The 19,728-nt window shown below is 70.3% G+C and carries 24 protein-coding genes and 2 pseudogenes; 11 read left to right on the forward strand and 15 right to left on the reverse strand.

Going from position 1 to position 19,728, the window contains the following annotated elements:
* Positions 1-4: 4 nt before the first annotated feature.
* The 3 genes from ABD198_RS03005 (at position 5) to ABD198_RS03015 (ending at position 4,742) form a co-directional block, all read left to right on the forward strand.
* A complete protein-coding gene (locus ABD198_RS03005) occupies positions 5-712 on the forward strand; it encodes a B3/B4 domain-containing protein (protein ID WP_343997713.1) in 708 nt (235 codons plus the stop codon).
* A 118-nt stretch (positions 713-830) separates the two neighbouring features.
* Positions 831-1,421, forward strand: coding sequence for a dienelactone hydrolase family protein (locus ABD198_RS03010; protein ID WP_343997714.1), 591 nt, complete (start codon positions 831-833; stop codon positions 1,419-1,421).
* Between the two features lie 120 nt (positions 1,422-1,541).
* On the forward strand, positions 1,542-4,742 hold the full coding sequence (locus ABD198_RS03015; protein WP_343997715.1) for a tetratricopeptide repeat protein: 3,201 nt from the start codon (positions 1,542-1,544) through the stop codon (positions 4,740-4,742).
* Between the two features lie 41 nt (positions 4,743-4,783).
* Here ABD198_RS03015 and ABD198_RS03020 read toward each other — a convergent pair whose 3' ends face one another.
* Both ABD198_RS03020 and mca read right to left on the reverse strand, forming a co-directional pair.
* Positions 4,784-5,083 carry a hypothetical protein gene (locus tag ABD198_RS03020; RefSeq protein ID WP_343997716.1) on the reverse strand — a complete coding sequence of 100 codons (300 nt, stop codon included), beginning with the start codon at positions 5,081-5,083 and terminating at the stop codon, positions 4,784-4,786.
* On the reverse strand, positions 5,076-5,957 hold the full coding sequence (gene mca, locus ABD198_RS03025; RefSeq protein ID WP_343997717.1) for a mycothiol conjugate amidase Mca: 882 nt from the start codon (positions 5,955-5,957) through the stop codon (positions 5,076-5,078). Before mca ends, ABD198_RS03020 begins: the two co-directional genes overlap by 8 nt.
* Positions 5,958-6,103: 146 nt before the next feature.
* On the opposite strand from mca, the gene ABD198_RS03030 reads away from it, so the two are divergent.
* Together ABD198_RS03030 and greA are read left to right on the forward strand one after the other, a co-directional pair.
* Complete coding sequence (locus ABD198_RS03030; RefSeq protein ID WP_343997718.1) at positions 6,104-6,502, forward strand: DUF4307 domain-containing protein; 399 nt, start codon at positions 6,104-6,106, stop codon at positions 6,500-6,502.
* A 178-nt stretch (positions 6,503-6,680) separates the two neighbouring features.
* Positions 6,681-7,178 carry a transcription elongation factor GreA gene (greA, locus tag ABD198_RS03035; RefSeq protein ID WP_343997719.1) on the forward strand — a complete coding sequence of 166 codons (498 nt, stop codon included), beginning with the start codon at positions 6,681-6,683 and terminating at the stop codon, positions 7,176-7,178.
* Between the two features lie 175 nt (positions 7,179-7,353).
* Here greA and ABD198_RS03040 read toward each other — a convergent pair whose 3' ends face one another.
* From ABD198_RS03040 to ilvA, 3 genes are all read right to left on the reverse strand, one after another.
* Positions 7,354-8,199 (reverse strand): ABC transporter permease, encoded by an 846-nt coding sequence (locus ABD198_RS03040; RefSeq protein WP_343997720.1) that lies wholly within the window; start codon positions 8,197-8,199, stop codon positions 7,354-7,356.
* Complete coding sequence (locus ABD198_RS03045) at positions 8,196-9,227, reverse strand: ATP-binding cassette domain-containing protein (RefSeq protein WP_343997721.1); 1,032 nt, start codon at positions 9,225-9,227, stop codon at positions 8,196-8,198. Before ABD198_RS03045 ends, ABD198_RS03040 begins: the two co-directional genes overlap by 4 nt.
* A gap of 294 nt (positions 9,228-9,521) precedes the next feature.
* On the reverse strand, positions 9,522-10,751 hold the full coding sequence (ilvA, locus tag ABD198_RS03050; RefSeq protein WP_343997722.1) for a threonine ammonia-lyase: 1,230 nt from the start codon (positions 10,749-10,751) through the stop codon (positions 9,522-9,524).
* A gap of 161 nt (positions 10,752-10,912) precedes the next feature.
* On the opposite strand from ilvA, the gene ABD198_RS03055 reads away from it, so the two are divergent.
* The 3 genes from ABD198_RS03055 to ABD198_RS03065 all read left to right on the forward strand — a co-directional run bounded on the left by ABD198_RS03055 (position 10,913) and on the right by ABD198_RS03065 (position 12,341).
* A complete protein-coding gene (locus ABD198_RS03055) occupies positions 10,913-11,419 on the forward strand; it encodes a MarR family winged helix-turn-helix transcriptional regulator (RefSeq protein WP_343997742.1) in 507 nt (168 codons plus the stop codon).
* Between the two features lie 170 nt (positions 11,420-11,589).
* Positions 11,590-12,093 (forward strand): sigma factor-like helix-turn-helix DNA-binding protein, encoded by a 504-nt coding sequence (locus ABD198_RS03060; RefSeq protein WP_343997723.1) that lies wholly within the window; start codon positions 11,590-11,592, stop codon positions 12,091-12,093.
* Positions 12,090-12,341, forward strand: coding sequence for a hypothetical protein (locus ABD198_RS03065; RefSeq protein WP_343997724.1), 252 nt, complete (start codon positions 12,090-12,092; stop codon positions 12,339-12,341). The genes ABD198_RS03060 and ABD198_RS03065 overlap by 4 nt, the downstream gene beginning before the upstream one ends.
* Positions 12,342-12,382: 41 nt before the next feature.
* Here the strand turns inward: ABD198_RS03065 and ABD198_RS03070 are convergent, their stop codons facing one another.
* Complete coding sequence (locus ABD198_RS03070) at positions 12,383-13,540, reverse strand: cystathionine gamma-synthase (RefSeq protein WP_343997726.1); 1,158 nt, start codon at positions 13,538-13,540, stop codon at positions 12,383-12,385.
* A 211-nt stretch (positions 13,541-13,751) separates the two neighbouring features.
* Here ABD198_RS03070 and ABD198_RS03075 point away from each other — a divergent pair, with 211 nt between their 5' ends.
* On the forward strand, positions 13,752-14,870 hold the full coding sequence (locus ABD198_RS03075; RefSeq protein WP_343997727.1) for a hypothetical protein: 1,119 nt from the start codon (positions 13,752-13,754) through the stop codon (positions 14,868-14,870).
* Between the two features lie 178 nt (positions 14,871-15,048).
* Here the strand turns inward: ABD198_RS03075 and ABD198_RS03080 are convergent, their stop codons facing one another.
* Both ABD198_RS03080 and ABD198_RS03085 read right to left on the reverse strand, forming a co-directional pair.
* Positions 15,049-15,327, reverse strand: a complete 279-nt coding sequence (locus ABD198_RS03080; protein ID WP_343997728.1) for a DUF397 domain-containing protein — start codon at positions 15,325-15,327, stop codon at positions 15,049-15,051.
* Positions 15,299-16,069: a DUF5753 domain-containing protein gene (locus tag ABD198_RS03085; protein ID WP_343997743.1), complete on the reverse strand. Its 771-nt coding sequence runs from the start codon at positions 16,067-16,069 to the stop codon at positions 15,299-15,301. The genes ABD198_RS03080 and ABD198_RS03085 overlap by 29 nt, the downstream gene beginning before the upstream one ends.
* A gap of 17 nt (positions 16,070-16,086) precedes the next feature.
* Here ABD198_RS03085 and ABD198_RS03090 point away from each other — a divergent pair.
* Positions 16,087-16,185, forward strand: a pseudogene (locus tag ABD198_RS03090) (ATP-binding protein); the annotation flags it as partial.
* Between the two features lie 5 nt (positions 16,186-16,190).
* On the opposite strand, the gene ABD198_RS30655 reads toward ABD198_RS03090, so the two are convergent.
* From ABD198_RS30655 to ABD198_RS03100, 3 genes are all read right to left on the reverse strand, one after another.
* The gene (locus ABD198_RS30655; RefSeq protein WP_425580403.1) at positions 16,191-16,502 is read right to left on the reverse strand and encodes a colicin D domain-containing protein; all 312 of its coding nucleotides are present in this window, start codon (positions 16,500-16,502) and stop codon (positions 16,191-16,193) included.
* A 180-nt stretch (positions 16,503-16,682) separates the two neighbouring features.
* A complete protein-coding gene (locus tag ABD198_RS03095; RefSeq protein ID WP_343997729.1) occupies positions 16,683-16,970 on the reverse strand; it encodes a DUF7848 domain-containing protein in 288 nt (95 codons plus the stop codon).
* Complete coding sequence (locus ABD198_RS03100) at positions 16,963-17,301, reverse strand: hypothetical protein (protein ID WP_343997744.1); 339 nt, start codon at positions 17,299-17,301, stop codon at positions 16,963-16,965. The genes ABD198_RS03095 and ABD198_RS03100 overlap by 8 nt, the downstream gene beginning before the upstream one ends.
* A 136-nt stretch (positions 17,302-17,437) precedes the next feature.
* Here ABD198_RS03100 and ABD198_RS03105 point away from each other — a divergent pair.
* Positions 17,438-18,016 (forward strand): annotated as a pseudogene (locus ABD198_RS03105) (site-specific integrase); the annotation flags it as partial.
* 83 nt (positions 18,017-18,099) lie between these two features.
* Here ABD198_RS03105 and ABD198_RS03110 read toward each other — a convergent pair.
* From ABD198_RS03110 to ABD198_RS03125, 4 genes are all read right to left on the reverse strand, one after another.
* Entirely contained in the window at positions 18,100-18,546 is a 447-nt protein-coding gene (locus tag ABD198_RS03110; RefSeq protein WP_343997731.1) for a hypothetical protein, read from the reverse strand.
* Between the two features lie 16 nt (positions 18,547-18,562).
* Entirely contained in the window at positions 18,563-18,820 is a 258-nt protein-coding gene (locus tag ABD198_RS03115; RefSeq protein WP_343997732.1) for an EndoU domain-containing protein, read from the reverse strand.
* 304 nt (positions 18,821-19,124) lie between these two features.
* Positions 19,125-19,412 carry a DUF7848 domain-containing protein gene (locus tag ABD198_RS03120; protein WP_343997734.1) on the reverse strand — a complete coding sequence of 96 codons (288 nt, stop codon included), beginning with the start codon at positions 19,410-19,412 and terminating at the stop codon, positions 19,125-19,127.
* A complete protein-coding gene (locus ABD198_RS03125) occupies positions 19,405-19,716 on the reverse strand; it encodes a hypothetical protein (RefSeq protein WP_343997745.1) in 312 nt (103 codons plus the stop codon). Before ABD198_RS03125 ends, ABD198_RS03120 begins: the two co-directional genes overlap by 8 nt.
* Positions 19,717-19,728 lie beyond the last annotated feature (12 nt).

The following is a 19,728-nucleotide window of genomic DNA, read 5'->3' on the forward strand; positions in this document are numbered from 1 at the left end:
TCTCATGACCCTGTTTCGCATCGCCCCCGCCGTCACCGACGCCTTCCCCGGCACCCTGATCGCGCTGATCACGGCCACCGGCCTGCGCGGCCACGAGTCCTGGCCCGAGACCGCCCACGCCCTGGCAGACCTGGAGCGGCAACTCGCGGACGGGTCCTGGAGCCCCGCCGACGAGAGCGATCCCCGTATCGAGGCGTGGCACACCGCGTACCGTTCCTTCGGGGTCAACCCCCGCCGGGTCCGGCCCAGTGTCGACGCGCTCGGTCGCCGTATGGCCAAGAAGGGCAGCCTGCCGCGCATCAACCCGGCGGTCGACTCCTACAACAGCGTCTCCGTCCGTCATGGACTGCCCGCCGGCGCCTTCGACCTGGACCAGGTGGTCGGCGACGTCGAGATCCGGTACGCAGACGGCGGTGAGGAGTTCACTGCGCTCGGCGAACCGGACACCGTCGAGAACCCCAAGCCCGGCGAGGTGATCTACGCCGACAGCGCCGGTGTCCTGACCCGCTGCTGGAACCACCGCGACGCCCACCGCACCCGCGTCACCGAGGACTCCACCGACGTCGTATTCATCCTGGAGTGCCTGCACGAGTCCGACCACGGTCATCTGCTCGAGACGGCAGCGAAGGAACTGCAGAGCCTGCTGGCCCCGCACGCGGAGCGGACCGCCGTGCACCACCTCGGTCCGGCCGCGCCGGAGGTCGCCGTCTGAGACCTTCACCTGTCCGGTCCCGGCCTTCCTCACAACGCACGCACATACCTCAGCATGCGACGGGGATAGTGTGCGGTGATGCCCATCCGGGCACCGGACGGACCGCGAGGAGAGGAACATGGCTGAGGTTCTAGTCTTCCACCACGGGCACGGGCTGACCGCCGGTGTCCGCGAGTTCGCCGCGAACCTGCGGCAGGCCGGACACACAGTCCATGTCCCCGACCTGTTCGAGGGGAAGAAGTTCGACACCCTTGAGGAGGGCATCGACTACGCCGAGAACATCGGATTCGACACGGTCGTCGAGCGCGGAGTTGCCGCCGCGGAGGCACTGCCCGCGGAACTCGTCTACGTCGGATTCTCACTCGGCGTCCTGCCCGCGCAGAAGCTGGCCCAGACCCGACCCGACGCGAAGGGCGCACTGTTGCTGGAGGCATGTCTGCCGGTGTCGGAGTTCGGTGACGTCTGGCCCCGGAACGTACCCGTCCAGGTCCACGGCATGGACGCGGATCCGTTCTTCGCCGGGGAGGGCGACGTCGACGAGGCCCGCGCGCTCGTCGAGTCCGCACCGGACGCCGAGTTGTTCATCTACCCCGGTGACCGGCACCTGTTCACCGACAGCAGTCTGCCCTCGCACGACCGGGATGCCGCAGAACAGGCCACCCGGCGGGCGCTCGACTTCCTCAACCGCCTCGACCAGCCCCACACCTGACCAGGTGTCCCCCGTCGAGCCCGCTGACGCTTTTGCTCCGGTGATCGCGCCCTCTCGCGCGACGGGCGGGTCCGAAGGACACTCATAGGCAGTGCAGTTGCTGCCGGAGGGGGACGGGACATGAGGGACGGTCATCGGGCCGACGCCGAGCGGCTGTTGGCGCGGGCCGTGGAGGAGGAGGTGCGCCGGTCGGGCGGACGCATCGACGGCAAGGTGCTGCTCGCGCGGGCGCGCGGAGCGCTGGACGCCATGGCCGAGACGGCGGCGGAGGAGTACGAGGCGTATACGCGGGCGCTGGACGAGGCGGAGGCCGGGCAGCTCACCTTCCGGCAGCGCTACGCCCGTGAGGGTGCCGGGACCCCGCTGCTGGTGGCCGGGGTCGCCGGGGTGACCGCCGTGGTCGCGGACCTGGCCCTGGGCACCGGGGCGAGCATCGCGCTGGGGGCCGGGGTGACGGTCGGGGTGGCCGGGGCGGCGGCGACCGTGGTGAAGGTGGCCGGGTCGCACCTTCCGGCCGCGCACCATCGCGCCGGTGCGGTGAGCCAGCCGGGCGGTCCGGAGCAGCTGCGGCTGCAGTGGCTGACGGCGCTGGAGGTGCGCGGCATCCGCCCGTTCCTCGATCAGCAGCGGGTGCTGGCCGCGTCGACCGGCGCCAAGACGACGGGACCGCGGCTGCGAGGTGCCGACAAGAGCGCGGCGGCCCGCGGGCGCAGCGTGCTGGAGCAGTCGTTCGGCCAGCTCCCCGACCCGGCGGGCCCGTTCGCGGGACGACGGGAGGAGATGGCGCGGATCCGGCAGTGGGTGCAGGCCGCCCGGGCGAGCACGGAGACCCAGCCGACGGTGGTGGTGCTGCACGGCGCGCCCGGCAGCGGCCGCACCACGCTCGCGCTGCGCGCCACGCACGAGCTGCGGGACTACTTCCGCGGCGCCTGCGTGGTCGATCTGCGCGGCGACAGCCCCGGCGAGCCCCCGCTGTCCACCCGGGACGCGCTGCTGCATCTGCTCAACCGGCTCGGCGCACCCCGCGAACAGCTGCTGTTCCGTGAGCGCTCCTCCCCCGACCAGCAGGTCGGGCGGCTGAGCGAGCTGTACCACCAGCATCTGACCGGGATGCCGGTGACGGTCGTCCTGGACGACGCCTGCGACCCGCAGCAGGTGCGCACCCTGGTCCCGGAGCGCTCCGACAGCCTGGTCCTGGTCACCTCCCGGGCACCGCTCGGCCTGCCGGAGGACCTTCCGGCGCGGGTGTATCAGCTGCCGGTGGAGCCGCTGGACGCGGCCGGTGCGGAGGAGCTGCTGACCAGCGCCGCGCAGGACTCCTCGGGCCCCTACGACGCCGAGGCGCACGAGCAGATCCGTCAGCTGTGCGGCGGGCTGCCGCTGGCGTTGCGGATCGCCGGTTCCGGGCTCGGCGCGCGCTCACCGCGCACCCTGGCCTCGGACCTCGCCGCGTACGGCCCGGTCGAGCCGGTCGAACGCGCCCTGTGGCTGCGCTACACCGACCAGCCGGACCCGGTCCGGCGGCTGCTGCGGCGGCTGACGCTGGCCGGCCGGGCCTCGCTGGGCGCGGCGGCCGCGGCGGCCCTGCTGGCCACCGACGAGGCGGACGCCACCCGGCACCTTCAGACGCTGGCCCGCGCGGGCCTGATCTCCCAGGTGCGCCGGGGCCGCTACCGGCTGCACGACCTGGTGCGCGCCTTCGCGCTGGCCCGGCTGCTCGACGAGGAGGACCCGGCGGAGCGGGCCGCCGCGCAGGAACGGCTGATCGTCAACTACGCGGAGCTCGCCGACTCGGTGCTGCGGCTGGTGGACGGCAACATGTCGACCCGCTCGGACCGCTTCGGCTCCTACGGCTTCACCTCGCTGGACGAGGCGCTGCGCTGGCTGGACGACGAGTCCAGCTTCATCACGGCGGCACTCCGGCACGCCGAGGGCGTCGACCAAGGGGCGGTGCTCAATCTGCTGGGCGCGCTGTGCGACTACTGCCTGCTGCGCGGCGACCTGTACCGGCTGGGCGAGATCAACGAGCTGGCGCAGGCGGTGGACGAAGGGCTGCTGGTGCGGTCGGTGCAGTGGCGCACCGGTATCGCGGCCCGCCAGCTCGGCGAGCTGGACAAGGCGCGGACCACCCTGACGTCCGTGGTGGACCTCTACCGGGAGGCGCATCACGACGCCGGCGCGGCCCGCGCGCTCACCTCGCTCGGGATCACCCTGCACCACCAGGGCAACCTGACGGAGGCCTCGGCGCGGCTGCGCGAGGCGCTGGACCTGCAGGCGGCGCCGGAGCTGGCCACGGACCGGGCATGGACGATGCACGCGCTGGCCGCGGTGGAGCGCGACCGGGCCCGGCTGGGCGAGGCGCTGGGCCTGCTCACCGAGTCGCTGGTGCTGCACCAGGCCGGCGAGTCGGTGCACGGCCAGGCCTGGGCGCACTTCCAGCTCGGCCAGCTGTATCTGCGGCTGGGCGACGTGCCGCGCGCCGAGTCGGAACTGCGCTCCGCGCTCGAGCTGTACGGCCGCACCCGCGACGGCCGGGGCGAGGCGTGGGCGCTGACCCAGCTGGCGCGGGCCCGGCTGACCGACGGCGACGCCTCCCGCGCCGTGGAGGAGCTGCGCGCGGCGGCGGCCCGGCACCGGGACAACGAGGACGCGCGCGGCGAGGCCTGGACGCTGTACTACCTGGGCCAGGCGCTGGAGGAGACCGGCGACCTGGACCGCGCGGTGCGCGAGCTGGAACGCGCCCGGACGATGTTCTCCCGGATGCGCGACGTCTACGGCCTGGCCTGCGCCCGGCACCACTCGGCGCGGGTCACCCGCGACCAGCGGGCCGCGCAGACGGGCTCGCTGCGCAACTCCGGTTTCGCCCGGCAGCTCCTGGTCGACGCCCGCGCCGACTTCCGGCGCATCGGCGTCGCCCACGGGGAGGCGTGGACCTGCCTGGAGCTGGCGGTGGTGGACGCGGGCAACGCCCGCACCCAGCAGGCGCTGGCGCTGTGCGACGAGGCGATCACCCTGTTCGTCTCCTACGGCGACCGGCGCGGCGAGGACTGGGCACGCTTCCTGCGCTGCACGCTCCTGCCGTACGCCGCCCCCGGCGGCGTGGAGGTCGGCACGGCGGTGGCCCAGGAGGAGCTGGCCCAGCTGTCCCGCGCCGCCCACCCGGCACGCGACGAGAAGCTGGACGACTACGTGGAGGCCTACCAGCTGCTCCTGGAGCGCGGCGTCAACCTGGACGCCGGCTGGCAGGCCTGGCGCCTCGGCATGGTCCCCAGCCGCAACGCCCGCGAGGTGATGGGCGTGACAGCGGGCTCGAAGGCGTAGCCCTCCGGGGGGTCCGGGGCTTTTCCGCCCCGGCGGTGGGCTCAGTCCTGCTTCTTCGCTGAGTTGCCGGCGTTGCCGCCGGAGGCGGTCGCCTTCGTGTCGTCCGCCGCGTCGCCTCCGTCCTCACCGGCCTCGGGTGCGGCGGGGGCCGGGGCCTCGAGGAAGTCGACCCGGTTCATGTGCCGGTTCATGGACTTCATCAGCCCCCACACCGCCAGGGCCATCACCGCGAACACGATGAAGCCGAGGACACCGGGGGTGACCTTGTCCTTGTCGATCTCCTTGGCCAGCGGGACCAGGTGGGTCAGGGCCAGGCTTGCGCTTGCGCTCATGTCAGGCATTGTCCCGGATGCCCGCGAAGAGGTCGTCCTCGGGGAGGGAGGTATCGACGAGCGACTTCGCCAGCTCGTACTCCTCCGTCGGCCAGACCTCCTTCTGGATCTCCAGCGGGACCCGGAACCAGCCGCCGTCGGGGTCGATCTGGGTGGCGTGCGCGATCAGCGCCTTGTCGCGGATCTCGAAGAAGTCGGCGCAGGGGATGTGCGTGGTGAGCGTGCGCTCCTTGCGCTCGAACTCGTCCCAGCGCTTGAGCCAGTCCCCGTACGGCGACTCCAGGCCGCGCTCCAGCATGGCCTTGTGCAGCGCCTCGGTGCGGGGGCGGTTGAAGCCCTGGTTGTAGTACAGCTTCAGCGGCTGGAACGCCGGGCCGTACTCCTCCTCCGGGTACTTGGTGGTGTCGGCCGCACCGTCGAAGGCCACCATCGAGATCTTGTGGGTCATGATGTGGTCGGGGTGCGGGTACCCCCCGTTCTCGTCGTAGGTGGTGATCACCTGGGGACGGAAGGAGCGGATCTTGCGCACCAGCTCGCCGGCCGCCTTGTCGACGTCCTCCAGGGCGAAGCAGCCCTCGGGCAGCGGCGGCAGCGGGTCGCCCTCGGGGAGGCCCGAGTCGACGAAGCCGAGCCACTCCTGCTTGACGCCGAGGATCTCGCGGGCCTCGTCCATCTCCTTCTTGCGTACCTCGTGGATGTGCTCCTCGATGTACGGGTCCCCCTGCAGCTTGGGGTTGAGGATGGAGCCGCGCTCCCCGCCGGTGCAGGTCACGACCAGCACGTCCACCCCCTCGGAAACGTACTTCGCCATGGTGGCCGCGCCCTTGCTGGACTCGTCGTCCGGATGCGCGTGCACGGCCATCAGTCGCAGCTGGTCAGTCAAGACTCAATCCTCAAGTCGCTAGGCGCCCGGTGTGCGGTGGCGCATTCCTCGGTGGGCGCCCTGTGTGCGGGGCGCCTTCGGCGGCTTCTATAGTGACCGAATCGGGGGCGGAATAATTCCGGAGCCCGGCCCCCAAGGAGACGATCATGAGTACGGTGCGTACGCGACTGCCCGAGGGCCGTTACGGCCGCTCCTCGGACGAGCGCGCAGACCGCACGCTCAAGGTCGTCGGCGCCGTGCTCGGGGCTCTTCTGCTGGGCCTGGTCGGCTGGTTCGGCTACCACTACGTGGTCCAGAACGAGATCAGCGCCGAGTTGATCAGTTTCGACGCCGGCGAGGACGCGGTGCGGGTGCATCTGGAGGTCCGCAAGGACGCCGCAGCCACCGGGTACTGCACGGTCCGCTCCCAGGCGGAGAACGGTGCCGAGGTGGGCCGCGCCGACTTCCGCTTCGACGGGGACGCCACCCGCATCGACAAGGTCGTCACGCTGCGCACCACCGCCCCCGGAACCACGGCGGAGCTGCTCGGCTGCCACGCGGACTGATCACTTCCGGGTGTCGCGAGGAATACGCATCCTCTGACCTGCGGCAACCGGACTGCGGAGGCTTATGTCCTCCCCCTTGGGGAAGTGAATTGTTAGGCTCGTGGTTTCGCCCATCCGTGGAGGCACATCCTTCTGGGTAGGGCGATGCTTTGTATCCCAGTACCTACGAGGAGCACCTGTGACCCAGACCAGCGAGAACGTCACCTGGCTGACCCAGGAGGCGTACAACAAGCTCAAGGACGAGCTTGAGTACCTTACTGGTCCCGCGCGGGCGGAGATCGCCGCGAAGATCGCCGCCGCGCGTGAGGAGGGCGACCTGCGTGAGAACGGCGGGTACCACGCGGCCAAGGAGGAGCAGGGCAAGCAGGAGCTCCGTGTGCGCCAGCTCACCCAGCTCCTTGAGAACGCCAAGGTGGGCGAGCCGCCGGCGGCCGACGGCGCGGTGGCGCCCGGCATGGTCGTGACGATCGCCTTCGACGGCGACGAGGACGACACGCTGACCTTCCTGCTCGCCTCGCGTGAGTACGCGAGCGCGGACATCGAGACGTACTCGCCGCAGTCCCCGCTCGGCAGCGGTGTCATCGGCCACAAGGTCGGTGAGGACGCCGAGTACGAGCTCCCGAACGGGAAGAAGGCCACCGTGAAGATCCTCAAGGCCGAGCCGTACACCGGCTGATCCCGCCGCACGGGACCCAGGGCCTGTCGTTTGGATCACCCCGCTCACCGGTGCTGACAAGTCGCCGGCGATTCCCGCAGGCTGATCCAAACGAAAGGCCCTACACGTCAAAGGCCCCCGTCACACCGCGCCGAAGCGCGATGCCGGGGGCCTTGTCGTGTCCTTGGGCCGCCGCTCAGGCCGCCGCGGAGCGGTACTTGCGCACCGCGAGCGTCCGGAACACGGCGATGATCAGCACGGAGTAGATCACCGAGGCCAGCACCGGGTGCTGCATCGGCCAGGCGTCCGAGGGGGACACCCCGGGGTTGCCGAAGAGCTCGCGGCAGGCCTGCACGGTGGCGCTGAACGGGTTCCAGTCGGCGACGTGCCGCAGCCAGGGGGTCATCTGGCTGGAGTCCACGAAGGCGTTGGACACGAAGGTCACCGGGAACAGCCACACCAGCCCTCCGGAGGTGGCCGCCTCCGGCGTGCGGACCGACAGGCCGATCACCGCGCCGATCCAGGTGAAGGCGTACCCCAGCAGGAGCAGCAGCCCGAAGGCGCCGAGCACCTCGCCGAAGCTGGTGTGGGTCCGCCAGCCGACGAGCAACGCCACGATCGCCAGCACCAGCAGCGTGAGCGCCGTCTGCACCAGGTCGGCGAGGGTGCGGCCGGTGAGCACCGCGCCGCGCGCCATGGGCAGCGAGCGGAAGCGGTCGATGAGCCCCTTGTGCATGTCCTCCGCGATGCCCGCACCGGCACCGGCGGTGGCGAAGGTGACGGTCTGGGCGAAGATGCCGGCCATCAGGAACTCGCGGTAGACGGAGGGGTCCGTGCTGCCGGCGATGTTCATGGAGCCGCCGAACACGTAGGAGAACAGCACCACGAACATGATCGGCTGGATCAGCCCGAAGATGACCACCTCGGGGATCCGGACCATGCGGATCAGATTGCGCTTGGCGACGACCAGGGAGTCCCGGAGGGACTGGGTGATCGGATTGCCCGGTGCCGTGACCCGCACGGCATCGGTGACGGCACTCACTTGACGGCCTCCTTCTTGTGACGGTGTCCTCTGGCGTCCTTCGCGGCCTGCTCGCCGTTGCCCTCGTCCTTGACCTCGGCGACGTGTCCGGTCAGGGACAGGAAGACGTCGTCGAGGGTGGGGCGGCGCAGCCCGATGTCGTCGATCTCGATGCCCCGGGCGTCGAGATCGCGGATGATCTCGGCCAGCAGCTTGGCGCCGCCGGTGACCGGGGTGGTGATCTTGCGCATGTGGTCCTCGACCGTGGTGTCGCCCTTGCCGGCGCCGTGCAGGCTGTACTTGTCGAGCAGTTCGGCGGCGGCGGCGATGTTCTCCCGGTCGTGCACCACGACCTCCACGCGCTCCCCGCCCGTGCGGGCCTTGAGCTGGTCGGAGGTGCCCTTGGCGATGACCCGGCCGTGGTCGACCACCGCGATGTCGTGCGCCAGGTGGTCGGCCTCCTCCAGGTACTGCGTGGTCAGCAGCAGGGTGGTGCCGCCCGAGACCAGCTGCTTGATCACGTCCCACAGCTGCTGGCGGTTGCGCGGGTCGAGGCCCGTGGTGGGCTCGTCCATGAACATCACCGGCGGTGAGACCACCAGGGCCGCCGCGAGGTCGAGCCGGCGGCGCATGCCGCCGGAGTAGGTCTTGGCCGGGCGGTCGGCGGCGTCGGCGAGGTTGAACTGCTCCAGCAGTTCGTCCGCGCGGGCGCGGGCCGCCTTGGCCCGCATCTGGTAGAGCTGGCCGACCATCTGCAGGTTCTCGCGGCCGGTCAGATACTCGTCGACCGCGGCGAACTGGCCGGACAGACCGATGGAGCGCCGCACGGCGTCCGGCTGCTTCAGCACATCGATGCCGGCGACGACCGCCTTGCCGCTGTCGGGCCGCAGCAGGGTCGTCAGGCACCGGACGGTGGTGGTCTTGCCCGCACCGTTCGGCCCGAGCAGACCCAGGACCGTGCCCTCGGGGACATCGAGGTCGACGCCGTCCAGTGCTCTGACGTCTCCGAAGGTCTTCACCAGACCCTCGGCATAGATGGCGCCTGGCATATGTGTCTCCACGTCTCGGGGATTCTTCGGAAAGCCTAGGTATGTGCGATTCGCACCGCGCGGGATTTTCGGGCGCGCACCGGCCTGCGAAGCCGGGCGCGACGCGCGGTGGCGACGGTCACACCATAACGCGATGTATCGCGTTTCTCAATCCGCTTGCTCAAACAAGTTCTCGAACGAGTGACGCAATGACGCCGGCGCCGGATCTCCCGCCCTCGGTCGACGACGGCCACCGCCGGTCCACGAGGACCGCCCTCAGCCGAGACGGTCTCCCCCGGCCGGTGAGGGCCGCCCTCAGCCGATGACGGTGTAGCCCGCCTCGCGCAGGGCCTGGTTGACCTCGGTGCAGTGCGCCGGGCCCTTCGTCTCCAGATGCAGCTCGACCTCCGCCTCCGTGAGCCCCAGCCGTGGGTCCGTCCGCACGTGGCTCACATCGAGGACGTTAGCGTCGACCACTGACAACACCCCGAGAAGCGTCGCCAGCGCACCCGGCCGGTCCGTCAGCCGCAGCCGAACGGCCAGGTAGCGGCCCTGCGCGGCCATGCCGTGCCGCAGCACCCGCTCCATCAGCACCGGGTCGACGTTCCCCCCGGACAGCACCGCCACCACCGGCCCCTCGAAGGCACCGGGCCGGCTCAGCAGCGCCGCGACCGGGCTCGCCCCGGCCGGCTCCACGACCAGCTTGGCCCGCTCCAGGCACAGCAGCAGCGCGGTGGACAGCTCGTCCTCGCTCACCGTCAGGATCTCGTCCACCAGCTCGCCGACGATCCCGAACGGCACGTCCCCCGGCCGGCCCACCTTGATTCCGTCGGCCATGGTCGACGGATTGCGCACCGACACCGGACGCCCGGCCGCCAGCGAGGGCGGATAGGCCGCCGCGCCCTCCGCCTGCACCCCCACGATCCGCACGTCCGGCCGCAGCGCCTTCACGGCGACCGCGATCCCCGCGATCAGACCCCCGCCGCCGATCCCGACGACGACGGTGCGCACCTCCGGGCACTGCTCCAGGATCTCCAGGCCCACCGTGCCCTGGCCCGCGATGATGTCGGGGTGGTCGAAGGGATGGATGAACACCGCGCCCGTCTCCCGGGCGTAGTCCGTGGCGGCGGCGAGCGTCTCGTCGACCACCTGTCCGTGCAGGCGTACCTCGGCGCCGTACTCCCGGGTGGCGCTGATCTTCGGCAGCGGCGCGCCCTTCGGCATGAACACCGTGGAACGCACCCCGAGCAGCGAGGACGCCAGCGCCACACCCTGCGCGTGATTTCCGGCGCTGGCCGCCACCACACCGGCCGCGCGCTCCTCGGGCAGCAGCCCGGCGATCCGCACATAGGCGCCGCGCAGCTTGAACGAGCCGGTGCGCTGAAGGTTCTCGCACTTCAGATGCACCGGGGCACCCACCAGCTGGGACAGATGCCTGCTGCCCTCCATCGCGGTCGTCCGCGCCACGCCCGAGAGCATCTTCTGAGCACCTCGCACATCGTCGAGCGTGACGGTCCGCAAGGAGTCAGCCGTGCCGTAGCTCATGACACCAGCATCGCAGTTCACGGGGGCCGGCGACCGGTGCGACCATCTGGCGGACGCGGCTTTGCGCAGCGCCGGTACGCCCCGCCGTCCGGCCGCGTACTCTGTCCCCCAATCAGCAGCCTCCACGAAGTGAGCCCCCGGCCATGCCCACTACACCTGAAATGTCGATGGACATGACGAGCGTCGGTGACAACGGTCTCCTCGAGACCCTCCAGCACGAGGTGGCGTTGTTCGCCCGCCGCGCCGAACAGACCCGGCTCGGCGGGGTCGGGCAGGTGCGCAACTCCATGGACCGCGCCGCCTACCTGCTGCTCAACCGCCTCGACAAAGAGGGCCCGATGGGGGTCAAGGCACTCGCCGCGAGCATGGGCATCGACTCCTCCACGGTCACCCGGCAGGTCGCCCCGCTGGTGGACACCGGCCTGGTCAAGCGCACCTCGCACCCCGAGGACGGCCGTGCGGTCGTCCTTCAGCTGTCCCCGCGCGGGCAGGCCCGCCTGGAGGAGGTGCGCACCTCCCGCCGGCAGCTGATGGCCGAGCTCACCCACGACTGGAGCCCGGAGGAGCGCGAGTCCTTCTGCGCGCTCCTGACCCGCTTCAACGCCGCCCTGTCCGCGCGGATGTCGGCGCAGGGGGTCCCGGCGCCGGAGACCCAGCAGGACTCCTGAGCCGGACCGCACTCCGGGCACGCTCCTGAGCCGGACCGCACTCCGGGCACGCTCCTGAGCCGGACCGCACTCCGGGCACGCGCGCCCCTTCATCCGGGCACGCGCGCCCCTTGACCCCGGGGGGCGCGACTGGCTGATATGAGACCGGGTCCCCACGTGCGGGAGGCGCGGTGCGACACGGGCATGTGTCCCAGGAGGTCCGCCGGGTCCGCGAGTTCGAGGCGTTCGTCGCGGGTGCGGGTGGGCGGCTGCTGCACGCCGCCACGCTGCTCACCGCGGAGGCGCCGGACGACAACCCGCGCGCACGGCGCCTGCTCACCCATGCGCTGGCGCAGACGTACGCCGACTGGGACCGGCTGCGCGGCGAGGACCCCTACGACCGCACCCGCCGCCATCTGGCCACCCGCTTCGCGCACAGCGCCTGGCACCAGCTCGGCGGGCTGCTGCGCTCCCGGACGGACCCGTCGGGCCCGCTGGCCCGGCTCAGCCCGCAGGAACGGCTCGTCCTGGTGCTGCGGCTCTACGAAGGGGTCGCCGAGGAGCAGACGGCGGCGCTGCTCGGGCTGTCCACGGACCGGGTGCGGGCCATCTGCCTGCGCGCGGTCACCGCGGTGCTGCGCCCGCCGCCGGGCCCCGCCCCGGCGGTCGGGGGCGTGAAGGCGGTGTCGTCATGAGCCGGGTCAGCCGTGAGGCGCTGGTGCGGCGGATGCTGGAGGAGCGGTCACCGGCCGCCGTGCCGCCCGAGCTGCACACGGACGCCGTACGGCTCGGGGCGCGCATGCTGCGCCGCCGCACCGTCGCGCGCCGGGTGATGTGGGTGCTGCTGCTCGCGGCGGCCGTGGCCTTCACGGTGTGGGCGGTCACCGTGCAGCCGTGGGTGGAGCCGCCGTCGGAGACGACCCCACCCCTCACCGGCTGGTGAGCTCGCCGCTGGACGTTCTGCCGTAAAGGTTCCGCCGGGTGCTACTTGCCCAGCGCCTGCTGCAGGTCCTCGAGCAGGTCGTCGGCGTTCTCGATGCCCACGGACAGCCGCACCAGGTCGGCGGGCACCTCGAGCGCCGAGCCGGCGGCGGAGGCGTGCGTCATCCGGCCGGGGTGCTCGATCAGCGACTCGACACCGCCCAGGGACTCGCCGAGCGTGAAGACCCGGGCCCGGTTGCAGACCTCGACGGCCGCCTCCTCGCCGCCCTCGACGCGGAAGGAGACCATGCCGCCGAAGGACCGCATCTGCTTGGCGGCGACCTCGTGACCGGGGTGGTCCGGCAGGCCCGGGTACAGCACGCTGGTCACGCGCGGGTGCCGGGTGAGCATGTCGGCGACCCTGGCGGCGTTCTCGCTGTGCCGGTCCATGCGCACCGAGAGGGTCTTGGTGCCGCGCAGCACCAGCCAGGAGTCGAACGGCCCGGCGACCGCGCCCATCGCGTTCTGGTGGAAGGCCAGCTCCTCGCCCAGCTCCGCGTCCGCGGTGATCAGCGCACCGCCGACCACGTCGGAGTGGCCGCCCATGTACTTGGTCAGGGAGTGCACGACGACGTCCGCACCGAGCGACAGCGGCTGCTGCAGGTAGGGCGTGGCGAAGGTGTTGTCGACGACGAGCCGGGCGCCCGCGTCCCGGGCGATCTGGGCGACCGCCGCGATGTCGGTGATGCCGAGCAGCGGGTTGGACGGGGTCTCCACCCACACGATCTTGGTCTTGGGGGTGAGGGCCGCCCGCACGGCGGCCGGGTCGGAGGTGTCGGCCACCGACCACTCCACGCCCCAGCGGGCGACCACCTTCGCGAAGAGTCGGAACGTGCCGCCGTAGGCGTCGTTCGGGATCACCACGTGGTCACCCGGGCTGAGCAGCGTACGCAACAGGCAGTCCTCGGCCGCCAGTCCGGACGCGAACGCAAGGCCGCGGCGGCCGCCCTCCAGGGCGGCGAGGTTCTCCTCCAGCGCGGTACGGGTCGGGTTGGCGCTGCGGCTGTACTCGTAGCCGCCGCGCAGGCCGCCGACGCCGTCCTGCTTGTAGGTGGACACCTGGTAGATCGGCGGGACGACCGCGCCCGTCAGGGGGTCGGCGGTGTTGCCCGCGTGGATCGCGAGCGTCTCGAAGTGCTGACTGATGTGCCTGTCGCTCATGGGGTCCGAGGGTAGTGCGCCGACGGGGCGAGCGCCCGGACCGGCCCGGGGGTGGGGGCCGGAGCGAGGAGGCCGGGCCGGCCGCCGGGCGGCGCGGGTGTCACCGGCGGGCGGCTGCCGTGCTCCCCGCACCGGGCCCGGGGAGCGGGGTTTTCCACAGGTCCGGCACCCAGGTTGGCCAAGTGCGGATGCGGTCTGGTTCGCTTGAGACATGGACATTCTGTGGGTGCTGATCGCGCTGGTCATGCTCGGCTTCGTGCTGCTCCCCGTGCTGCGGCGCCGGCGCGGCGCGGTCGGTCTGGTCACCCCCGACCACCCGGACGCGGCGGACCCCGCGAACTACGGCTTCGTCCGCACCGAGGAGCTGGACATCCGGCTGCCCGGCCCCGACCAGGACCTGCTGGACGTCCTGGAGGTGGTGCAGGGCACGCAGGACTACCGCGCGGCCCAGCAGCTGCTGGCGGGCACGGAGGCGGAGGGAGAGCTGCGCTGGCAGCGCGTGCAGGCCTTCGCCGGCGCCGCCTCGCTGGAGCTCCAGCAGCGTCCCGGCGGGGCGGAGGGGGCGCCGGGCGGGCAGTGGCTGCGCGCCTGGCGGGCCGAGGCGCCCAAGGACGCGGGCGGGGCGGCCGTGCACGCCGAGTTCCTGGTGCAGCAGGCCTGGCGTACGGCGGCGCCCGGGACGGACGAGTTCCGGATCATCATGGAGGAGGCGAAGGCGGCGTGCGGTGAGGCGGCGCTGCTGGCGCCGGGCGATCCCATCCCGTACATCGTCGAGCTCTCGGTGGCCCGCGGACTGGGCTACGAGCACAAGGACTTCGAGCAGCTCTGGCTGAAGATCCTGGACCGCGCGCCGAACCACATGGGCGCCCATCTGGCCGCCCTGCACTACTGGTGCGAGAAGTGGCACGGCTCGAGGGAGCTGGCCTACTCGTTCGCGGAGGCCGCGGCGGCGCGGGCACCGCAGGGTTCGCTGCTGGCGGCGATGCCGCTGTTCGCGGTGTTCGAGCACCTGCCCGAGGTGAATCTGGTCAGCGGCTTCTACCAGAGCGAGGTCGTGACCAAGGCGATCCACGGCGCGCTGCACGCGGTGCACTCGGCCCGCCCCGACGACCCGATGCTGGCGCATGTGCGGCACATGCTGGTCTTCTTCCTGGTGCGCAGTGAGCGCTGGGCCGAGGCGATGAGCCAGCTGATACACATCGACGGCCATGTCGGCGCCCTGCCGTGGACCCTGTCCCCGGACCCGGCCGCCGAGTTCGCGGTGTACCGGGCCCTGGCGGTGGCCGGCTACGAGGCGAACGGCGGCAGCCCGGCGACCCTTCCGCACTGACGGCTCCGGCGTCCTGCCGGCCGGCCCCGGTGACCCGCTCCCGCACGAAGTCCTGGGGCGGTACGGGCCCTGTGCCGGGCTCAGATGACCTACCACGCGGAACCGGGCTCCCCCGCCGCTGAGGCCCTGCGCCTGCTGGGCAGTTGGGCGGCGGGCGAACCCCGCAGGGACGCGGACGCTATCCCTTGAGCGCCTCGACGAAGGGCGCCCAGGCGCGGGCAGAGAGCGTCAGCACGGGCCCGTCGGCGAGTTTGGAGTCCCGGACGGGGACGAGCCCGGGGACTCCGTCGGCGACCTCGAGGCAGTTGCCCCCGCTTCCGTTGCTGTAGCTCGACTTGCGCCAGAGGGCGGCACCGGGAAAGTCGCTCGCGACTTCGACACAATCCCCGCCGTCACCGTTGCTGTAGCTGCTCTTGCTCCAGAGCGCTTCACTCAGGTCGATCCGGTTGCTCGCCATGTCGGTAATCCTCTGCCGCAGCCTTGATCCTGGCCAGGGACGCCTCAGGTGACAGCGCGACGGCCCTGAGCCGATAGTACGACTTGCGGTACTCTTCGACGAGAGCCGGATCGTCGATGGTCACACCACTGTGCAGCGATTCGGTGTAGACCAGCGGTGGAGCATCCGCAAACGTCAGAAGCATTGCGGTACCGACCATGAAGGGATGCGGGCCGGACGTCCGCAAGAGGATCTGCGGAACGATGCGGCGACGCTCTGTCAGCTCCACGACCCGATCGAGCTGTTCGGCCATCTGACGGCCGGCCAGGATCGGGTCCACCAGCAGTGACTCGTGCAGGATCACCCAGTACGAGGGCGTGTGGTGATCCTCCTCGAAGATGGCGGCGCGGGCGATCCGGGCACTCACCTTCGGTTCCACCTCGTCGTCCAGGGCGAGCGGATGAGTCGCCTGGACGACAGCCCGCGCATACGCAGCCGTCTGGAGCAGCCCCGGAAAGAGGCTGGGACACCACTCCTCGATGGACTTGGCGCGCCTCTCCATTTCCAGTACATGCTCGAAGTAGCTGGCGTGCCCGGCCCGCCGCGCCCTCCGCACATGCTCACAGTGCCGTTCGAAGAACCCGTCCGTCCCCAGCACGCGGTCCACATGCCGGGCCAGATCCAGCGGCATGCGCCGCTCCCCGCGTTCGATGTCGCTGAGGTGCGACTTGCCGTAGAAGCTGCCCTCGACGAGCGCCTCCAGGGAGAGCCCGGCCCGCTCGCGACAGAGTGGAGGTCACCGACCCGGACCCCCGTTCGCTGCCCGTCCTCAGGGCAGCCACCGCCACGGACGAGTCCGGCCGCGGGCTGGCCCTGGTCTGAAGTCACATCCGATTTGCACCAAGCATCTCGCCGGATTCGATGTCCACCGAGACGTGACGCCCGGTGTTGAGATCCACGTAGTGCCGGGCAGGCGTCCCGCGATACGTTCCCGCGATTTGAACGTTTCCTGGATCCTTAACGAAGCCTTCCAAGGCGTTCACGAATGCTTGCTTGCTCGCTTTGCTCTCCTTCGCAGTGACCCCGAAGTCGGCAGCATGTTTGAAATGATGAGGCACCCTGTTCGAATCGATCCATACGGATCCGCACCCAGGACCTGAGTTATGAACCAGGACCGGAGTCTGCCCCGCCAGCACATAGTACGTGTGCTACGCGGCACCCCTCTACCTGCTTCTTCGCAGGTCAGCGCGTGATTTGCGTTCCGCTGGCGTCCGTGGATGTGCGGGGAAATCCGTGGGTGTTGCCGTCGCTACTGCCGTCAACGGCTCGGGGCATACGATTGCGCTGCCGCTGCCTGGTGTCGCTGCAGCGGGACTCTACTGCCATGCGCCGGGTTCGGCACGGACGAGAGCGCGGACGGTCTGCTCGTAGAGCTCGTGGCCGCTCTGGGCGCAGTGTCCGGCGATCCAGCGGGTCAGCTCGTCCGAGGTGTGCAGCGTGCCTGACGTGGCGCCGCAGTTGCGCTCTTCGCCGGTGACGCAGACCGCCTCGAACGTTGGCAGCGCCAGGGGGTCGGGGACGGTGGTCACGTGGTACTCGCGGAAGCGGTAGCGGCCCCGAGAGGCGTTGCGTGCTCGTGCGCCGGCGTTCGGAGAGTCAGGCATCCTCGGCCGCCTCTTCCTGATCCGGGATGCGCTGTCCGCGCGAGTCCGCGACCCTGAGCGCGTCCGCCAGTGCTTCTGCCAACCGGCAGGCCAGCCAGCGGTATTCGCTCGCTGACAGGGCTTTCGCGCCGGGTGCCGTGGCGTCGCGGGCGTACTCCAACAGTTCCTGGCCCATGCTGAGCTGTACCGTCTCAATGCTGTCGGCGAGGGTGGAGAGGTAACCCCGGCCGTCGCTGCTCAGGTAGCAGGGCTTCACCTCCGGGCTGGTCCACGGCAGTAAGCGGGGACCTCCCCGACCCGACGCGGCGTCGTACAGCTCTCTGCGACGCATGCGGTCGGCATCGCTCCTGGGCTGGCTCAACTGGGCACCCCCGGCCTGGGTCACTGACGATGGACACACTGACCGTAGGCACTGACCGATCGTCACCCCAGGCGGCAGCCATGACAGTTCGCGACTCTTGGTTCACGAACTCCTCGGCCTCCGCTGGGAAGACCTCGACGTCGACCGGGGCACGGCTGCCGTCCGCCGCACCTTGCAGCGCACGAGCACAGGCGGACTCACCACGTTGCCCACCAAGACCCGAGCCTCCGAGCGCCGCATCGCCCTCCCCGCCCGCTGCTGCCTCCAGTCGCTGAAGCACCACCACGAACAGCAGCAGCGCGAGCGTGAGGCCGCAGGCACCACGTGGCAGCACAACGGGCACGTGTTCACCACTCCCCAGGGCCGACCGATCGACCCGACCAACCTCACCCGCACCTTCACCACGCTCCTCCGCAAGGCTGGCCTCCGCCGCATCCGCTTTCACGACCTCCGCCATTCGACCGCCACACTGCTCCTGGAGCAGGGCGTGGAACTCGTCGTGATCAAGGAACTCCTCGGCCACGCCCACATCGGCGTCACAGCCACCGTCTATGCCCACGTCCGGCTCCGCCTCCAGCGCGACGCCATCGATATCCTCGGCACCGCGCTCGGTAGCCCGGAGACCACCGTGACGGCACGCTCCGACGGCGACGAACCGCCACCCTGCAACGCGCTTGTCCGCTGACGTTGCCGTCAACTACTGCCGTCAAGACGGCGAGAGGCCCCGCCAGAGTCGGCTCTGGCGGGGCCTCTCAGCGTCGAGTCAATTCACGACAACAATTCGCGACGAGACTCCGAATAGGAGTCCGCGTTCTCCGGGAGAAGCTCCGACATCTTGCCGAAGAACGCCGATCCCGCACCCCTCAGCGCCGCCAAGAAATCAGACGTTGAAACGCTCACCCTCTTCACGTCGTTGCCCGATTTTACCGAAACGAGAACCTGAGACCCTTGCTGTCGGAAAGAGAGCTCAATCGGCTGATCCGGGAAATAAGTCGACGCGTACCCTGCGGCCGAGAGTTGCGGGACCATGCTGGCCACGTATGCCCACAGCTGGTCAACGTAATCCCATTCACTGATCCCGATAATCTCAACTCCGTGGATGGCGATTCGCACCGCACCCTCGACGTAGTCGGCATCAGCTGGGCGGGCGGTGCAGGCATCAACCTGCACGAACTTGCCGCCCGAATCCCTCAGGTACGTCTCGATCTCGATCACGCCGCGATTCCTCATGTCAGGGAGCAACAGGGTAGAACTGGCCGACTCGGCCTTTATTCATGCCGAGAACGTAGTCTACTCCGTTGACGTTTCCCTGAATCTGATACATACCCCTGCTTCCTCGCTGAACGAGCGTATCCCTGTTCTGGCGCATGACCTGCCCGATTGCGTCCTGGACATCAGCAACGCTCATCTTGGGGTCGAAGAAGGACTGCTGAGCCTTTACCGAGCCATCCCACATTTTCGGATGATGACGAGTGAGGATGTGCTCCATTCCCTTCTTGTCCAGAAGGAAGGTCTGGTTCCCGAACTGGAAGCGTCGGCTGCTCCAACCCCGGAGGGCCGGAATGCACCCTCCGCTGTTGTGAACCAGGACTGGCGTCTCCCCCGCCAGCACATAGTACGTGTGCTACGCGACCCCGCTCTACCTGCGTATTCGCAGATCAGCGGCGGTTTCGGGCTCCCTTGGTGTCCGTGGTTGTGCGGGGGAATCCGTGGGTGTTGCCGTCGCTACTGCCGTCAGGGGCGCGGGGCGCACGGTGGTGCTGCCGCTGGCGCGGTGTCAGCGCAGGGGAACTTTACTGCCACGCTCCGGGCTCGGCACGGAGTATGGCTCGGACGGTCTGCTCGTAGTCCTGGTGGCCGGTGGCGGCGCAGTGTCCGGCGATCCAGCGGATCAGCTCGTCCGGTGTGTGCAGGGTGCCGGATGTGGCGCCGCAGTTGCGTTCCTCGCCTGTGACGCAGAGCGCCGTGAAGGCCGGCAGAGCCAGGGAGTCGGGGACGGTGGTCACGTGGTACTCGCGGAATCGGTAGCGCCCTCGCGCACCATCACGGGACTGCGCGTCGGTGTTCATGGAGTCAGGCATCCGCGGTCACCTCTTCCGGGTCGGGGAGGCGTTGACCTCGCGAGTCGGCCACCCTGAGCGCGTCGGAGAGGGCTTCGGTCAGCCGGCGGGCCAGCCAGCGGTATTCGGTCGCCGACAAGACCTTCGCGTCAGGGGCCACGGCGTCGCGGGCGTACTCCAACAGGTCCTCGCCCATGCCCAGCTGTATGGCTTCGATGTTGTCGGCGAGGTTGGCGAGGTAGCCCTGGCCGTCGGTGCTCAGAGGCTGTTGTCGTTCCGATCTTGAGGGATGCGTTTCGAACGGGAGTCTCGATCGGGTGGTCACGGACCGCTGGGC

The sequence above is a fragment of the Streptomyces thermocarboxydovorans genome, from assembly GCF_039524635.1.
GTDB classification, from domain to species: domain Bacteria; phylum Actinomycetota; class Actinomycetes; order Streptomycetales; family Streptomycetaceae; genus Streptomyces; species Streptomyces thermocarboxydovorans.

Excerpts from the sequence above, each read along its gene's own strand:
- ABD198_RS03005 (WP_343997713.1), top strand. The coding sequence starts at position 5 with ATGACCCTGTTTCGCATCGCCCCCGCCGTCACCGACGCCTTCCCCGGC.
- ABD198_RS03010 (WP_343997714.1), top strand. The coding sequence starts at position 831 with ATGGCTGAGGTTCTAGTCTTCCACCACGGGCACGGGCTGACCGCCGGT.
- ABD198_RS03015 (WP_343997715.1), top strand. The coding sequence starts at position 1,542 with ATGAGGGACGGTCATCGGGCCGACGCCGAGCGGCTGTTGGCGCGGGCC.
- ABD198_RS03020 (WP_343997716.1), bottom strand. The coding sequence starts at position 5,083 with ATGCCTGACATGAGCGCAAGCGCAAGCCTGGCCCTGACCCACCTGGTC.
- ABD198_RS03030 (WP_343997718.1), top strand. The coding sequence starts at position 6,104 with ATGAGTACGGTGCGTACGCGACTGCCCGAGGGCCGTTACGGCCGCTCC.
- ABD198_RS03045 (WP_343997721.1), bottom strand. The coding sequence starts at position 9,227 with ATGCCAGGCGCCATCTATGCCGAGGGTCTGGTGAAGACCTTCGGAGAC.
- ilvA (WP_343997722.1), bottom strand. The coding sequence starts at position 10,751 with ATGAGCTACGGCACGGCTGACTCCTTGCGGACCGTCACGCTCGACGAT.
- ABD198_RS03055 (WP_343997742.1), top strand. The coding sequence starts at position 10,913 with ATGTCGATGGACATGACGAGCGTCGGTGACAACGGTCTCCTCGAGACC.
- ABD198_RS03065 (WP_343997724.1), top strand. The coding sequence starts at position 12,090 with ATGAGCCGGGTCAGCCGTGAGGCGCTGGTGCGGCGGATGCTGGAGGAG.
- ABD198_RS03070 (WP_343997726.1), bottom strand. The coding sequence starts at position 13,540 with ATGAGCGACAGGCACATCAGTCAGCACTTCGAGACGCTCGCGATCCAC.
- ABD198_RS03075 (WP_343997727.1), top strand. The coding sequence starts at position 13,752 with ATGGACATTCTGTGGGTGCTGATCGCGCTGGTCATGCTCGGCTTCGTG.
- ABD198_RS03080 (WP_343997728.1), bottom strand. The coding sequence starts at position 15,327 with ATGGCGAGCAACCGGATCGACCTGAGTGAAGCGCTCTGGAGCAAGAGC.
- ABD198_RS03095 (WP_343997729.1), bottom strand. The coding sequence starts at position 16,970 with ATGCCTGACTCTCCGAACGCCGGCGCACGAGCACGCAACGCCTCTCGG.
- ABD198_RS03100 (WP_343997744.1), bottom strand. The coding sequence starts at position 17,301 with ATGCGTCGCAGAGAGCTGTACGACGCCGCGTCGGGTCGGGGAGGTCCC.
- ABD198_RS03115 (WP_343997732.1), bottom strand. The coding sequence starts at position 18,820 with ATGGAGCACATCCTCACTCGTCATCATCCGAAAATGTGGGATGGCTCG.
- ABD198_RS03120 (WP_343997734.1), bottom strand. The coding sequence starts at position 19,412 with ATGCCTGACTCCATGAACACCGACGCGCAGTCCCGTGATGGTGCGCGA.